General features: G+C 70.4%; 10 protein-coding genes. 4 read left to right on the top strand and 6 right to left on the bottom strand.

The window, feature by feature from the left end; translation table 11 throughout:
• The first annotated feature begins 188 nt into the window (after positions 1-188).
• Positions 189-710 (top strand): GNAT family N-acetyltransferase, encoded by a 522-nt coding sequence (locus AB0C46_RS38755; RefSeq protein ID WP_362833819.1) that lies wholly within the window; start codon positions 189-191, stop codon positions 708-710.
• Between the two features lie 123 nt (positions 711-833).
• The gene (locus AB0C46_RS38750; RefSeq protein ID WP_362833818.1) at positions 834-1,382 is read left to right on the top strand and encodes a hypothetical protein; all 549 of its coding nucleotides are present in this window, start codon (positions 834-836) and stop codon (positions 1,380-1,382) included.
• Positions 1,383-1,405: 23 nt separating this feature from the next.
• Here AB0C46_RS38750 and pulA read toward each other — a convergent pair whose 3' ends face one another.
• The 3 genes from pulA to AB0C46_RS38735 form a co-directional block, all read right to left on the bottom strand.
• The gene (gene pulA, locus AB0C46_RS38745) at positions 1,406-4,084 is read right to left on the bottom strand and encodes a pullulanase-type alpha-1,6-glucosidase (protein ID WP_362833817.1); all 2,679 of its coding nucleotides are present in this window, start codon (positions 4,082-4,084) and stop codon (positions 1,406-1,408) included.
• A 224-nt stretch (positions 4,085-4,308) separates the two neighbouring features.
• The gene (locus tag AB0C46_RS38740) at positions 4,309-5,247 is read right to left on the bottom strand and encodes a phosphotransferase (RefSeq protein ID WP_362833816.1); all 939 of its coding nucleotides are present in this window, start codon (positions 5,245-5,247) and stop codon (positions 4,309-4,311) included.
• Between the two features lie 5 nt (positions 5,248-5,252).
• Positions 5,253-7,865 carry an ATP/GTP-binding protein gene (locus AB0C46_RS38735; protein ID WP_362833815.1) on the bottom strand — a complete coding sequence of 871 codons (2,613 nt, stop codon included), beginning with the start codon at positions 7,863-7,865 and terminating at the stop codon, positions 5,253-5,255.
• Positions 7,866-8,294: 429 nt separating this feature from the next.
• Between AB0C46_RS38735 and AB0C46_RS38730 the strand changes: the two genes are divergently transcribed.
• Both AB0C46_RS38730 and AB0C46_RS38725 read left to right on the top strand, forming a co-directional pair.
• A complete protein-coding gene (locus tag AB0C46_RS38730; protein WP_362833814.1) occupies positions 8,295-10,499 on the top strand; it encodes a PQQ-binding-like beta-propeller repeat protein in 2,205 nt (734 codons plus the stop codon).
• Positions 10,500-10,616: 117 nt separating this feature from the next.
• Positions 10,617-11,048 carry a DUF6193 family natural product biosynthesis protein gene (locus tag AB0C46_RS38725; protein ID WP_362833813.1) on the top strand — a complete coding sequence of 144 codons (432 nt, stop codon included), beginning with the start codon at positions 10,617-10,619 and terminating at the stop codon, positions 11,046-11,048.
• A 175-nt stretch (positions 11,049-11,223) separates the two neighbouring features.
• On the opposite strand, the gene AB0C46_RS38720 is transcribed toward AB0C46_RS38725, so the two are convergent.
• The 3 genes from AB0C46_RS38720 to AB0C46_RS38710 form a co-directional block, all read right to left on the bottom strand.
• On the bottom strand, positions 11,224-11,580 hold the full coding sequence (locus AB0C46_RS38720) for a hypothetical protein (protein ID WP_362833812.1): 357 nt from the start codon (positions 11,578-11,580) through the stop codon (positions 11,224-11,226).
• Positions 11,581-11,800: 220 nt separating this feature from the next.
• On the bottom strand, positions 11,801-12,856 hold the full coding sequence (locus tag AB0C46_RS38715; protein WP_362833811.1) for a LacI family DNA-binding transcriptional regulator: 1,056 nt from the start codon (positions 12,854-12,856) through the stop codon (positions 11,801-11,803).
• Positions 12,853-14,511 (bottom strand): glycoside hydrolase family 13 protein, encoded by a 1,659-nt coding sequence (locus tag AB0C46_RS38710; RefSeq protein WP_362833810.1) that lies wholly within the window; start codon positions 14,509-14,511, stop codon positions 12,853-12,855. Before AB0C46_RS38710 ends, AB0C46_RS38715 begins: the two co-directional genes overlap by 4 nt.

The following is a 14,511-nucleotide window of genomic DNA, read 5'->3' as shown; positions in this document are numbered from 1 at the left end:
GGGGTGGGGGTGTCCGGACGTAAAGCGAAGCCGTCCGGACACCCCCACCCGCGCAGGCCCGTCACCGCACCCCAACAGCCCCGCGCAGCGGACCCCGCCCGCCGCCAGGCGAAACGGCGAGCAACAACCACGGCGGTAAAGACAAAAACGTGGGGCCAGCCGAAAACGCGGGAAGCGAAAATCACCTCATGAACGAGATCACCTTTCGGCTCGCCGGCGATGGCGACGATCTGGCGGCCCTGGTCGCGCTGTATGACGGGGCGGCCCGTTGGATGCAGGAGGCCGGTATCGACCAGTGGAAGCCCGGCGAGAAGGACGAGGAGCACTTCCGGCTGCGGCTGAAGGACGGCGAGGTCTGGCTGGCGGAGGCCGCCGGGCGGACGGTGGGCGCCTTCGAGCTGTGGTGGCGGGACGAGCCCGCGTGGGGGCCGCAGCCGCCGGAGGCCGGCTATGTGCACCGGCTGATGGTGGACCGCCGGCACGCCCCGGCCGGGACCGGGCGGGCGCTGCTGGCGCAGGCCGAGCGGCGGATAGCCGCGGCGGGGCGGGCGTGGTCACGGCTGGACTGTGTCTCGTCCAACCCGCGGCTGCACACGTACTACGAGGGCGCCGGTTACACGGTCGTCGGGGAGCAGCCCTGCAAGGAGAGCAGCGACGGCAGCCTGTACGCCGTCACCCTCCTCGAAAAGCGGCTGGGAGACGTCTCCTAAGGCCCGTCCGCGCCCTCGGGCTGCGGCGCGGTCACCCGCGTGCGCCTCGCTGATCGGGGCGCTCTGGTGACGGCCCGGCCGCAGCGAGATCGCCCAAGTCGTCGCCCACGGTACGGTCTTCAGGTGATTTATCTGATCGGCGGCCCGCCCCGGGTGGGCAAGAGCACTCTCGCGTGGATGCTGCTGGAACGAGAGGGCCTCCCGGGGTGCCCGACCGACGCTCTGGTGTCGATGCTGCAGCGCGCTGCACCCGAGCACGGCGTGCGGCACGGTACGCATCCGGACAAGGCCGTGCCCGCCCAGCCGTTCCTCGTCGAGTTCATCCGTGCCGCCGCGGAGGCTCTCGATGACTCCGATCCCCAGGACGGCTATGTGGTCGAGGGCGACATCGTCACACCGGCGGCGGCCACTGCCGCCGCCGGTCTCGGGTTTCCGCTGACCTCCGTTTTCCTCGGAAACACGAAGCTGACCCCCGCACACCTGCGGGCCGCCCCGGACTGGCTCGAGGGGGCCGATGACACCACCTACCGGGAGATCGCCGCGTGGGTCAGGGACCGGAGCGCGGCCCTGCGTGCAGCGTGTGTGGCCGGCGGCCATGTCTATGTCGAGTTGGGGACCGGCTACACGCAGGGCCTGGAGCAGGCGTACTCCACGCTCGTCGAGAGGACCTGACCGTCCGGCGTCCCCCTCCCTGCCTAACCCCGGCGGAAGACCGCGATGGTGCGGGCCGGGACGGTGAAGGTGCCCGACGCGGGCGTGTAGGACGCGGTGGCGGTGGTGCGGTCGGCGCCCCGGGCCTGGACGGGGTGCAGGGCGTAGCGCTCGCCCGTGAGGTCCCGGACGGTCTGGTGCTGTGGGTCCGGGGTGGCGTTGAGGACGACGACGAGGTTGCCGAGCCGCATGGTGATCACGCCGGGGGTCTCGTCCTTCCCGGAGAGCGGGAAGGACAGTGCGGACTGGACGCGGGCGGTGGTGGGCAGGCCGAAGGCCGGTTCGGTGGCGTGGATACGGTGCAGATCGCGGTAAGCGGCCGATGTGTTGTTGAGCGTGGTGCAGCCGGGGCGGAGCGCGGGGTCGGACAGGAGGGGCCTGGCGTAGGGCCACTTGTCCTTGTTGTCGGCGGTCGGTGGCAGGCCGCGGCCGAAGCCGTTGCCGTCGGCGCAGTTCCAGTGCAGGGCGTTGAACCAGTCGCCGCTGTCGAAGGAGTTGCGGTCCAGGGACTTGGAGCGGAGGAGGTCGGAGCCGGCCTGGGAGAGCGCGGGCCCTTGCGAGAGGGCCGCGGTGGCGAGTGCCAGGACCTGCATACGGCCGCGGTCGGCGGCGCGGGTGTGCGGCGGGAGTTTGTAGGCGAGCGCGTCGTAGAGGGTTTCGTTGTCGTGGGCGTCGGCGTAGGCGAGGGCGTCACCGGGGGCGGCGGCGTAGCCGGCCGGGGCACCGTTGTAGTCGACCTGGGAGCCCTTGACGCGGCGGCCGGTGGTGTCGGTGAAGGTGTAGTCGGCGAGGTTGCCGGTGAGGCCGACCTTGATGAGGTCCTGGTAGTGCAGGAGCCGGGCGCGCTGTTCGGCCGGAGTGCCGTTCCCGGGCGACGAGTTGGGGTCGGTGTACAGCCCCGAGGCGAAGCCCTGGATGCGGGGATCGGCGTCGAAGGGGCCGCCGCCGCGCACCGCGTCCCGGGTCCGGTCGCTGAAGGTGGCGATGCCGGTCCCGGCCATGTTCCGCTGGGTGGCCTGGACGAAGCGGGCGTCGTTCGCGGCCTCGCCGAAGTTCCAGCCCTCGCCATAGAGGATGATCTTCTTGCCGTCGACGCCGTCCTGCTCCGGGGTCAGCGCGTCGAGGGCCTTCCTGACGGCGAGGATATGGGCCTTGGGGTGGTGGCCCATGAGGTCGAAGCGGAAACCGTCGACCTTGTACTCCTTGGCCCAGGTGACGACCGAGTCGACGACGAGCTTGCCCATCATGATGTGTTCGGGCGCGGTGCCGGAACAGCAGGTGGAGGTGGCCACCCCGCCGTCGTCAAGCAGCCGCTGGTAGTAGCCGGGGACGATGCGGTCCAGGACGGAGCGCGGGTCCTGGCCATCGGCGGCGGTGTGGTTGTAGACGACGTCCATGACGGTGCGCAGCCCGGTGCGGTTGAGGCCCTGGACCATACGCCGGAACTCGACGGTGCGGGCCGGGCCCTCCGGGTCGGAGGCGTAGGACCCCTCGGGGACGGTGTAGTGCAGCGGGTCGTAGCCCCAGTTGTAGGCGTCGCGGGCGGCGGTCTTCCCGACGCAGTCCTGCTGGCGGTCGGAGTCCGGGGCGTACGAGGCGAGATCGCAGCCGGGACGGGCCTGGTCGGCGCGCCGCTCGGGTGCGGTGGCGAAGTCGAAGGCGGGCAGCAGATGGACGTAGGAGGTACCGGACCGGGCGAGGGAACGCAGGTGCCGCATCCCGTCCGAGCGCCGGTCGGTGAAGGCGAGGTACTGCCCCGGGTGGCGGGAGGTGCGGTCCTCGACGGAGAAGTCTCGCAGGTGCAGCTCCTGGATGCGGGCCCGGCGCAGCGGCACGGCAGCCGGCTTCGTCAGCCGGGACCAGCCGTCCGGGGCGAGCTTCGGGTCGTCGAGATCGGTGACGAGGCTGTGGTCCGAGTCCGCGGTCAGCGCGGTGGAGTAGGGGTCGGTGACCTTGTTGGTGACGGTCTTGCCGACGGTGGGCGCCCAGACCGTGACGAGGTAGCGGTACGGCTTTCCGGCCCAGTCACGCTCCCCCTGGGCTCGCCAGATGCCGGTGCGGTCGTCGCGTCGCATCGGCACCGTACGGCCGTCGAGTTCCAGGGCGACCGTGCGGGCGGTGGGCGCCCAGACGGACAGGGCGGGCCGGCCGTCGCGGGCGAACACCGGCCCCAGCGCGGCGTGCTGGGCGCGGGAGCCGTAGAGGTCGTCCAGGACGCCGGGTATCTGGACGCCGGTGGTGGTGCGCCGCCCGTCCGCCGTGCGCTGGGCGGCCACGAGCTTGCCGCGCAGGGCGGCGGGAGCCAGATGGCGGTCGCGGGGGTCGACGGTGAAGGCCGGGTACGCGGCCAGGTGGGGGTAGGCGGCCCGCTCGGCCGGGGTCAGGGACCCCGGCGTGAGCCGGATACGGGCACCACCCGTCCCCAACTCCAGCTGAGCATCCGCCTGTTCGGCACCCTTCCAGATGACGGTGTCCCGGTCGATCCACTGGGCCAGGGCCTGGTCCGCAGGGGGCGGCGCCGCCTGTGCCGGTTGCTGCGGGGACGAGACCAGCAGGGCCGCCGCAGCGAGCACCAGGGCGAGGACGGCGGCCGGGCGCCGGCGGATTCGGCGGATTCGGCGGATTCGGCGGATTCGGCGGATTCGGCGGGTGGTGAACGACATGGGTCATGGTTCTATCCCCGCCGGTTCCTCGCTGCAAGACCTTACGCAAGACATTGCAAGGGTGTTACGCTCCCGCAGTAGCCGGTCCGGCCGGCCGGACCGGCGTCCAGGGGTGGCCCCCTCAGGGGCCGCACTGGAAAGTCGGATGCAGATGCAGGGATTCGCATGCTCATCAGACCTCTCGCCGGCCGACTGCGCCCCGTGGAGGATCGAACGCACTCCCCTCAGGATGGGCCGTGCTGGGTCACAGCCCTCACAGACTCGACGAACTTGATCATCTTCAAGTGGTAGGTGCTCTTACTCGGGTCGGGAAAGCGGACATTGTGCCGGTAGTAGCGGTGGAAGGCGATGATGCACGCAGCATGCTCGATCTCCAGGGGCAATGCGGCAGCATCTGCCTCCGACAGGGGAGCGAGAGCCTGGTATCCCGCCACCAGGGCGCTCAGCCGTTCGGGCACCAGGACGTCATCCTCCTGCGCCAGCCCGACCGCGGCCATTCCGAGATCCAGCATGGGATCGTCAAGCGAGACCGTTTCCCAGTCCAGTACGGACAGCGCCCCTTCGTCACGCACGATCACGTTGTCGGCGAAGAGGTCGCCGTGGGCAACCTTCGGAGAACGCTCGCTGTCTGCTTCGGCGCTGCAAACCCGCTTCAGGCAAGCGGTGAGCCATGCCGCGAAGTCTCGGTCAGCGAACTGGGGGATGGCATTCAGATGCTCAGCCGAGAGGCGGCGCGTGCCGACAGGAAGGCCATCGAGCCCTTCCGACTCCGGGGCCAGGGAATGCAGTTGCGCGAGGATGCGCCCTGCCTCGGGCAACAGGGGAATCGGAAGCGGCTCGCGCACAACCCCCGGGATCCACTTCTTCAGGATTACCGGGCGGCCGTCGAAGGCGGTGATCAGCGATCCGTCGAGGGCGTGGACAACCTCGGTCGTCGGCACGCCCAGTCGATACACGGCCTGCGTGTGCGTCGCCAGGCTCTGGGCGCTGACAATGTCGTGGTTATCGAGGATGGTCAGCGTGAAGTCGCCGGAAGCGCTGGACAGGTGGAAACTGGAGTTCGCTGCGCCGCCCTTGAGGGGTTCCAGCTGCGATTCGCGCAGCCCGTAGCGCTCAGACACCGCGGGCAGGTCGATCTGATCTAACTTGGTATACGTGGCCACCCGGCTCAGACTCCTCTGTGTGCGGCGGTTTCGCGACGCCGGTCATCAACAATGGCAACCCAGCGTGCCCGTACCCGGCTTTGCCCGTCCACCCACTCGGCGTGCGGCAGGTCCTCGGGCGGATCTTCCCCCACCATCAGGTACGACAGTTCGGCCAAGTAGGCGAACTCCTCGCCTCGTACACACTCGTTCAGCTGTTCGCGCGCCTCATCCTGCAGGGCCGGTTCTCCGAGGACCGCGGCGTGGAGGCAGCCCGCGAAGCGCACATAGGCGATGGACGACGTCAGTCCCGCTTCACGAGCCTCATCGACGACTTCGTCGGCACGCGCCGGCAGGTCGGTGCTGGCACCTGCATCCCGTACGAGCGATGCGATCTTCGTCTGCAGCTCCGCCCACCGGATCGCTACTCCGCCCAGGGCGTCCTGCGCCCGCTCGATTTCTTCCCCGGCTCGTGGGCGGTCCCGGAAGGCTGCGGCGAAGGCCAGGCATGCCTGTGACAGTGCGGCCTCGCCCGGCTGGCCAAGCCGCAGCGCTTCATCGCGGTTGACCGCGTACGAGGAACAAGCGAGCGCCATGTCCCCTTGGGTCCACCAAAGATCGCCGAGTGCCCGGTCGCGGCGGCCCTCCACCCCTAGGGCCTCGGCTGCGGCACGCACCTGGGGGAACCGCCCCACGCGGCGCGCGAGGTGCACCAGGCCACGGGCCGCAGTGGGGGCAAGCCGTCCCCCAGCGTCGACGACCTGCCGCATCCCTTCCAGCGAGCTGGCAAAGTTCCCGAGGTCGCGGTCGCACTCCGCGAGGAAGTAGCGCGGCAGCTCCAACAGCGACTCGGGCAACTGCCCGGAGGCCAGCACCGCACGCAGTTGTTCAGCGGTTTCGCCCCGGTGGCGACGCTGACGCCGTGCGATCGCGGACAACGCGACAGCCAGGGCCTCCGCTGCACTGCTGATCTGTGCGTTGTGGCTCGCTTGCGGCGCTGGGGAGGGCAGCTCGATGGGCTCCCACACGAAGTCGTCGACGTAGCGGAACGCCGCGTCCTGCAGCCATCCGAGCTCCAGGCCGTAGTCGCGGGCGAGCGTCATCCCCTGCCGCAAGGCGGCAACCAGACGCCTACGGTCTCCGGCCACCTCACGTTCCAGGGCGTCGACTGTGCGCTGAGCAGCCCGCCGCCAGTCCGCCGGGCTCCAGCGGTCCTCGCTCGTCGAGTCCGCCTCTCGCATGGCCTCGCGTACGAGATTGTGCAGCCGGTAAGGCCAAGGGGCGCCGGGATCCAGGTCCACGAACGGGCGCTCGACCAATTCCAGTGCGGGGGCGTCATGATCGAGGCCCGCGGCAGCCGCAGCCAACTCGACAGAGAACGAATCAAGCAGGCTCACCGCTCTCAGGACCTGCCGCACGCTCGGTGTGAGATCCCGGAAGGTCCGGGCAACGAGCGCCGGGAAGTCCAGATTGAACTCGTTCGCTACCGGGGCGCGCCCGTTCTTGCGGTACATGTCCAAGAACCGCATCACCGCGAGGTCCAGGTACAGCGGCAGCCCGTGGGAGTTGGCGGTGATCAGGTGTCGCGCACTGTCATCCATCAGCGGCCGGCTGGCGACGGTCAGCCGTTCGCAAAGGTACCGCTCGCAGTCCTCCGCGGAGAGGTACCCGACAGTGTGCTGGCGCGGTTCCTGCGCCGCGCCGCCGACGAGCTGCGGCCAGAAATCCGGGCCCGCCCAGTCCAGCTGTCCTTCCAGTTTGGCATCGTCCCACTGCAGGCGGTTTCGGCCGGTGATGACGAAGAGGGCGTTCGGCATCAGCCACGCCACGCGTTGGATCAGCCGCTCAAGATCGCGGTGCACGCGGTCCCCGACATCCTCGAAGGTGTCCAGGAGGACCACAAGCGTTGCCTGGCGCTTGGCCGAGACCCTGCTGAGATCCCAGGCAAGCAGATGCGAGTAGTAGCTGAGAGCTTCCAAGTCCGGTTCAGCTTCGAGCAGGTCGGCCAACCGGCGGCACTCAGCGAGAGAGCGGACCTGGTGACGCCGGTCCCGCAACGCACGGACAAGCGACCCAAGTCCCTTTCCGACAAGCGCGCCCGCAGTCCCCGGCAAAGACACGGCCTGCGCGACGTCCGACAGCACCGACTGCATCTGCCCGGACAGGGAACGTGCTCCCGGGAACCGGCTGAACCATGTGCGGCACCGCAGGTACTCCTCAAGCGGCTCCCCCGGGTGGTTGCGCTCCCAATAACGCTGGAACGCAAGGTCGAAAGCCGGCATCGGCTCCCCCAACTCAGCCACCGCGAGCCGAAGGGCGAGCATCAAGGACTCGAAGTCGCTGCCAGAGTCCCGGGATAAGTCGACGCGTACGGGAACCACCCGCCCCACCTCAGGGGCCAGTGGAGGCCAGTCGGCGCCGCGGGCTTCACTGTCCACCAGGTGCTCGGCGACGCCACGCGACAGCGTGGACTTGCCGATGCCGCCGACCCCGTAGAAGACCAGCACGTTGCGCCGTGGCGTCTCCAGATCCTCGACATCGAACCCGTCCTCACGCACCCATCGCGTATGACGAACCAGGCTCTCCACCACCGTGGCCCACTCGTCACGTCGGTCGGCGAAGTAGTCAACGGCTTTCAACTCACGATCATTCGACCGGAATAACGCACGAAGATCCGACCTGGACACCTGGGCAACCTCCGACTGGGCGGCTCGAAATAGCCAGCCCAGCAGCTCATTTGATGGCCAGTCAAGCAGGGGTCACTCTTCGGACAGAGGTTGCCCAGGTGCGTACCGCGGTTCAGCCATACCGGCCCCATCCGATTCAGACGATGACCGGTGCGGTCCCATCAGTGACCTCACACATCATCCGCGACTCCAGGGACAAGGCCGGGCCGCAGCACGCCGTGCCCGCTGACGCCTGGGGGCATTCGTCGGGTACGCCGCCCGCTGCGTCTGAACCGGCCGGAGCGGGAGACCGGCTCCGTACGGGTTCCCTCGGCTGCACCGTTGCGCGCCGCCACTAGGCTGGCCCCTCGATCATGCGAACACGCAGGCGAGGAACGGGGGATGGTTGCCGTGCAGCCGTTGCAGGATGATGATCCGCAGAGCCTGGGGGACTACCGTCTCGTGGCCCGGCTCGGCGCGGGCGGGATGGGCCGGGTCTACCTGGCGCGCACGTCCGGCGGACGCACCTTCGCCGTCAAGGTCGTACGGCCCGAACTCGCCGAGGACCCCGATTTCCGGCGCCGCTTCCAGCACGAGGTGAGCATCGCCCGGTCGGTGTCCGGGCCGTACACCGCTGCGGTCGTGGACGCCGACACCGAGGCCGCCCTTCCCTGGCTGACCACCGCCTATGTGCTGGGCCCGGCCCTCGACGACGTGATCGGCCGGCACGGGACGCTGCCCGAAGCGTCCGTGCGCGCGCTGGGTGCCGGCCTGGCGGCGGCGCTCACCGGCATCCACGCCGCTGGTCTGGTGCACCGCGACCTCAAGCCGTCGAATGTGCTGCTGGCCGCCGACGGTCCGCGCGTCATCGACTTCGGCATCGCCCGTGCGGTCGACGGTGAGCGGCTGACGAGCACCGGAGTGGTGGTCGGCTCCCCGGGCTTCATACCTCCGGAGCAGGCCACCGGACAGGTGGCCGGAACGCAGGGCGATGTGTTCTCGCTCGGGGTCGTGCTGGCGTACGCCGCGAGCGGCCGCCAGCCCTTCGGTACGGGCACGGCCGCCGGAATGCTGTACCAAGTGGTACACGGAGAACCGGACTTGACCGGAGTTCCGGAAGCCCTGCGACCGCTCGTCCAGCAGTGTCTGGCCAAGGACCCGCGCATGCGGCCCACGCCCGAACGGCTCGTCGCCGAGCTCGCCCCCGACGGCGTACCGGCGGCGCTGGAACACTGGCTGCCGGGGCCCGTGGCCTCGACCATCGCCCAGCATGCCGCGCGCATCCTGGAACTGGACACGCCGGTCCGCGACGGGGAGATGGCGGGCGTCCGCACCCCCACCGTGCTCGATCAGGGAACCGCCGCCGAGCCAACCCGTACGGCGGCCGTGGCCCCGGAGGAGCGCACCGCATCGCGTCGCGGGTTCCTCGCGCTGGGGGCCGGGGCCGCGGTACTCGCCGCCGGGGGCGGAGCGGCGTGGGCCTGGCAGAGCCTCGGAGGCGAGCCGACGCACCACAAGCGGCGCCGGGACGACGTGATCGATCCCGCGGACTTCACCACCCCGCCCGCCGGGACGAGCCCGAAGCCCCTGTGGGACACGCGGGCCAAGCACCTCAGCCTCAACTACGACATCCCTCCGCTGGCGATCGGTGGTCTGATGGTGGTCAGCGGCGACCCGCTCATCGCCCACGACGTGGCGACCGGTCGGCAGAAGTGGTCGGTGACCGGCGGGGCCGCAGCCACCGAGCGGCCGCTGATACACGCCGCTGGGCTGTTGTTCTTCCCCAGCGGCACATATGACGGCGACTTCGTCGGTCTCGACCCGGCCACGGGCAAGGAGGCATGGCGCAGCAGGCTGGGCGGCAGGTACGACAAGCCGCGCCCGGTCGCCGCCGACGGCCGGCGGGTCTACGTCATCGCCGAGATCGTGACCGGTGACGCGAAAGAGACCCCCACCGTGATCGCCGCGGTGGACATCAAGACCCGCAAGGTGCTGTGGCAGAAGCAGCGCGGCGAGGCGTCCGGCGACTGGGACGTCGAGGCGACCGCCGACGGCCGGCATGTCGTCTACACGGACAACCTCTACAACCTCACCGTCCGCGATGCCGCCCACGGCGCACAGCTGTGGACGAAACCGGTGGGTGACGACGCGGCGGCGCGGCCCACGGTGTTCCGCGACAAGGTCATCATCGGCGGAGCCACGATGCGCGCGTTCGACCTGAAGACGGGCGCCGAGCGCTGGTCGCTGCGTACGGGGCACCGCAATCCCTTCGAGGCGCCACTGACGCTCGTGGGCACAACCCTCTATGCGTCCGTCTACAACGGCGGTGTGTGGGCGGTCGCCGCAGCCACCGGCAAGAAGCTGTGGAAGTCGGACGACCTCGGCCGGCGACCCGTCCCCGAAGAATTCGTGCAGGTCGGGAACACGGTCTACGGCGCGACCGCCCTCGGCTCAGGGGGGATCCACGCCTTCGAGGCCCGCACGGGCAAACTCCGCTGGACGTACCACGACAGTGTCCACGACGACGGGCGCTGGCATATCGCGGCGGCGGGACGCCGGTTGCTTGTGGCCCACTCGGACCGGTTGTACGGGCTGCCCGCCGTCTGACAACGGCCCGGGGCAGGACGTGAACCGCACTCTCGGGGCGGCCTCGACACAGGCGGCGCCCCTCCCCCACCGCTTCCGGGTTGCACTCCCCACCACTTGCTCCGTCAGGGTGCTGCCATGACGAAAGAGGAACAGAACATGGACGCGTCCGAAGTAGTGGCGGTCAAGTGGCACAGCGTGCGCGCGATGGGCGCGGAAATGATCAACCACGAGATGGTGGAAGCGGCCTATGCGCAGCCTCGGCTGCGTCAGTTCCTCCCCTCGGTGAGCCACGGGTCGCTGCAGTTCAGCCGCTGCACCGAGTCCCCCTGGACCAGGGACATCCCGGCGCTGTTCCCGAGCGGGGGTGGCGGCTACGTGGTGATCCGCATGGACGAGCCCAACGATTCGGAGCGTCATCAGGTTGGCTGGGTCGAAACCCTGGAGGAAGCCGCCGCCCTGATCGTCGCCGAGATTCCCGCGGAGTGGGGGCCGGCCATTCACGGAACCGCGGACGACGTGTTCTCACGCCGCGACGGGACAGACCGGGGTCCGGGGCCGGTCCGGTAGGCACTCGATCCCCGTATGTCGGCGCGGCGAAAAGGGGGGAGCGAACAGGCCCGCGAGCGGGCGCGCTCGGTGGGCGCGCGCGTGGGGTAATCCACCCGCGCCTCCAACAACAAGGCCGCACGGCCCGGCCGCGGGGCCACGGCGGTACGCCGCCCGTGGCCCCGGGCCCGTCGAGTCAGCCGATCTTGACGTACCTGATGGAGACCAGCGGCCACCAGGTGGGGCTCGACTCCGAGGTCTTTCCGGGTTCGACGGTCGAGCCGTCTCCCTGGCAGTTGTCCGCGGTGTACCAGGTCACCTTCTTGTTGGTGTGATTGGTGATCTTCTTGTAGCCCAGCGAGTCCCACGGCGGCGTGTTCTTGGCGAGCTTGTAGCAGGCCCCGTCCTTGGGATTGGTCAGCGTCCGCTCACCGTTCCCGGAGAACTCCAGGGTGCCGGTCGCGGCCTCCGCGGCGCCCGTTCCCAGGATCAGGAGGGAAGTGGCCATGGCGCCCATGGCCAGGGTGCGTCCCGCGTTCCTGCGCATCTTCACGTCGTTCTCTTCCTTCCGGCATGACAACTCATCCGGAAAGGGACGCTAGGCACCGGGGTTATGTTTCATCTATCGGCCGGTGTCCGCCCGTTATCGTCCGCCCGTTGTAGCAGGAACGCGGCATTCCGCGGCCAGGGGTCGTCGTCCGCATGTCTCCCGGCACCGGCACCGGCCCGGGACAGGCCCCGGTTACGGTTCCGGCCCCGGTGCCGTCCCTAGGTCATTCGCGCACCGGGCCCGTCGAGCCGCGGACCACCAGTTCCGGGCGGAAGACGAACTCGGTGCGCCGGGTGGTGCCCCGGCCGCCCGCCGCACGGTCGTGAATCTCCTCGATCAGGGCGCCCACGGCGGCGGTCGCCATCGCCTGCACCGGCTGGCGCACCGTGGTCAGCGGCGGGTCGGTGAAGGCGATCAGCTGGGAGTCGTCGAAGCCGACGACCGAGACGTCGGCGGGGACGGCCAGGCCGCGCTGGCGGGCCGCGCGGACGACGCCGAGTGCCATCAGGTCGCTGCCGCAGACGACGCCGGTGCAGCCCTCATCGAGCAGCGCCGCGGCTGCGGCATGGCCGCCCTCGACGCTGAACAGGGTGTGCTGGACGCGCCGTTCGGCCTGCCCCCTCGACAGGCCGAACGACTCCGCCAGCGCCGCCACAAAACCCTCGGCCTTGCGGCGGGAGGGCACATAGCGGGCCGGGCCGACGGCCAGCCCGATCCGCTCGTGCCCCAGCTCGGCCAGGTGGCGCACGGCCATCCGGGCCGCCGCGCCGTCATCGGGTGAGACGAACGGCGCGTCGATGTGCGGGTGGTAGCCGTTGATGAGGACGAAGGGGACACCGCGCGCGGCCAGGCGGGCGTAGCGGGACGGGTCGGCGCGGGTGTCGGCGTGCAGACCGGAGAGGAAGACGATGCCGGTGACCCCGCGCTCCTCCAGCTGCTCGACGAGTTCGTCCTCGGTGGCGCCGCCCGGCATCTGGGTGCACAGCACCGGGGTGTAGCCGTGGCCGGCCAGCGACTGCTCGATGATCTGGGCGAAGGCGGGGAAGATCGGGTTGGTCAGTTCGGGGATGACGAGGCCGACCAGCCCGGCGCTGCGGCGCCGCAGCCGTACGGGACGGTCGTAGCCGAGCACATCGAGCGCGGCGAGCACCCGCTGCCGGGTGCTCGCCGCCACGCCCGTCTTGCCGTTCAGGACCCGGCTGACGGTCGCCTCGCTGACGTCCGCCTGGGCGGCGATGTCGGAGAGCCGGGGGGTGGCCTGGAGATCGGGCAGGGTCATTCCTCCCACCAGACGGCGGTGTCGGCAGGCAGGTCGAAGTCCCCCTCGGGCAGGTCCAGTTGGCGGGAGGTGAGCAGGATGCGGCCGGGGGCGGGGAGGCGAGCCGGGGCCTCGGTCGTGTTGACGGTGCAGACCAGGCCGCCGGGGCGGCGGAACGCCAGGACGCCGTCGGGGGCGTCCAGCCACTCGACCGACTCGCCCGCGCCCAGGCCGGGGTGGGTGCGCCGCAGGGTGAGGGCGGTGCGGTAGAGCTCCAGGGTGGAGGCGGGGTCACCGGTCTGGGCCTGGACGGTGAGGGCGGCCCAGTCATCCGGCTGCGGCAGCCAGCTGCCGCCGTCGCCGAAGCCGTACGGGGGCGCGTCGCCGCTCCAGGGGAGCGGCACCCGGCAGCCGTCGCGCAGGCCCTCCTGGCCGGCGTCCCGGAAGAAGGAGGGGTCCTGGCGGACCTCGTCGGGCAGGTCCGTCACCTCGGGCAGGCCCAGCTCCTCGCCCTGGTAGAGGTAGGCCGAGCCGGGCAGCGCCAGCATCAGGAGGGTGGCGGCACGGGCGCGGTCCAGGTCGCCGCCGAGGCGGGTGCGGTGGCGTACGACGTCGTGATTGGACAGCACCCAGGTCGTCGGGGCGGCCACCGGGCGCATGGCGGCGAGGGAGGAGTCGATCGCCTCGCGGAGCGCGGCCGCGTCCCACTCCGTGTTCAGGTAGTGGAAGTTGAAGGCCTGGTGGAGTTCGTCGGGGCGGACGTAGAGGGCGGTGCGGTCGGCGGTGGGGGTCCAGGCCTCGGCGACCGCGATCCGGTCGCCTGGGAGTGCCCCCGGCCGGAGGCTGGGGGAGTACTCGTCGAGGACGGTGCGCCAGGCGCGGTAGATGTCGTGGACGCCGTCCTGGTCGAAGAACGGCAGAACCTGGTTGCCGAGGAGCCTGAGCTGTTCGCCGTGGCCCATGTCGGGCAGGCCGGGGGCCTTGACCAGGCCGTGTGCGACGTCCACCCGGAAGCCGTCCACGCCCAGGTCCAGCCAGAAGCGCAGGATGGAGCGGAACTCGTCCTGGACGGCGGGGTGTTCCCAGTTGAAGTCGGGCTGTTCGGGGGCGAAGAGGTGGAGGTACCACTCGCCGTCGGGGACCCGGGTCCAGGCGGGGCCGCCGAAGAGGGACTCCCAGTCGTTGGGCGGCTCCTCGCCGTTCTCGCCGCGGCCCTTGCGGAAGTGGAAGCGCTCACGGGTGGTTGCACCGGGGCCCTCGGCGAGCCCGCGGCGGAACCATTCGTGCTGGTCGGAGCAGTGGTTGGGGACGAGGTCGACGATGATGCGCAGATCCAGCCGATGGGCCTCGCGGATGACGGCCTCGGCGTCGGGCAGGGTGCCGAACATCGGGTCGATGGCGCGGTAGTCGGCGACGTCGTAGCCCGCGTCGGCCTGCGGGGAGGCGTAGAAGGGACTGAGCCAGACGGCGTCCACGCCCAGGTCGCGCAGGTACGGCAGCCGGCTGCGGATACCGGCCAGATCCCCCATACCGTCACCGTTGGCGTCGGCGAAGCTGCGCGGATAGACCTGGTAGATCACCGCGTGACGCCACCAGTCGGTGGCGGGAGGGGCGTCGTCAGGCGCGGCGTTGTCAGGAGCGGCGTCGTCAGGAGTGACGTTGTGCGGTGAAGTCAT

The sequence above is a fragment of the Streptomyces sp. NPDC048637 genome, assembly GCF_040650675.1.
Taxonomy (GTDB): Bacteria; Actinomycetota; Actinomycetes; order Streptomycetales; family Streptomycetaceae; genus Streptomyces.
This window is presented reverse-complemented; position numbering and strand designations above follow the sequence as displayed.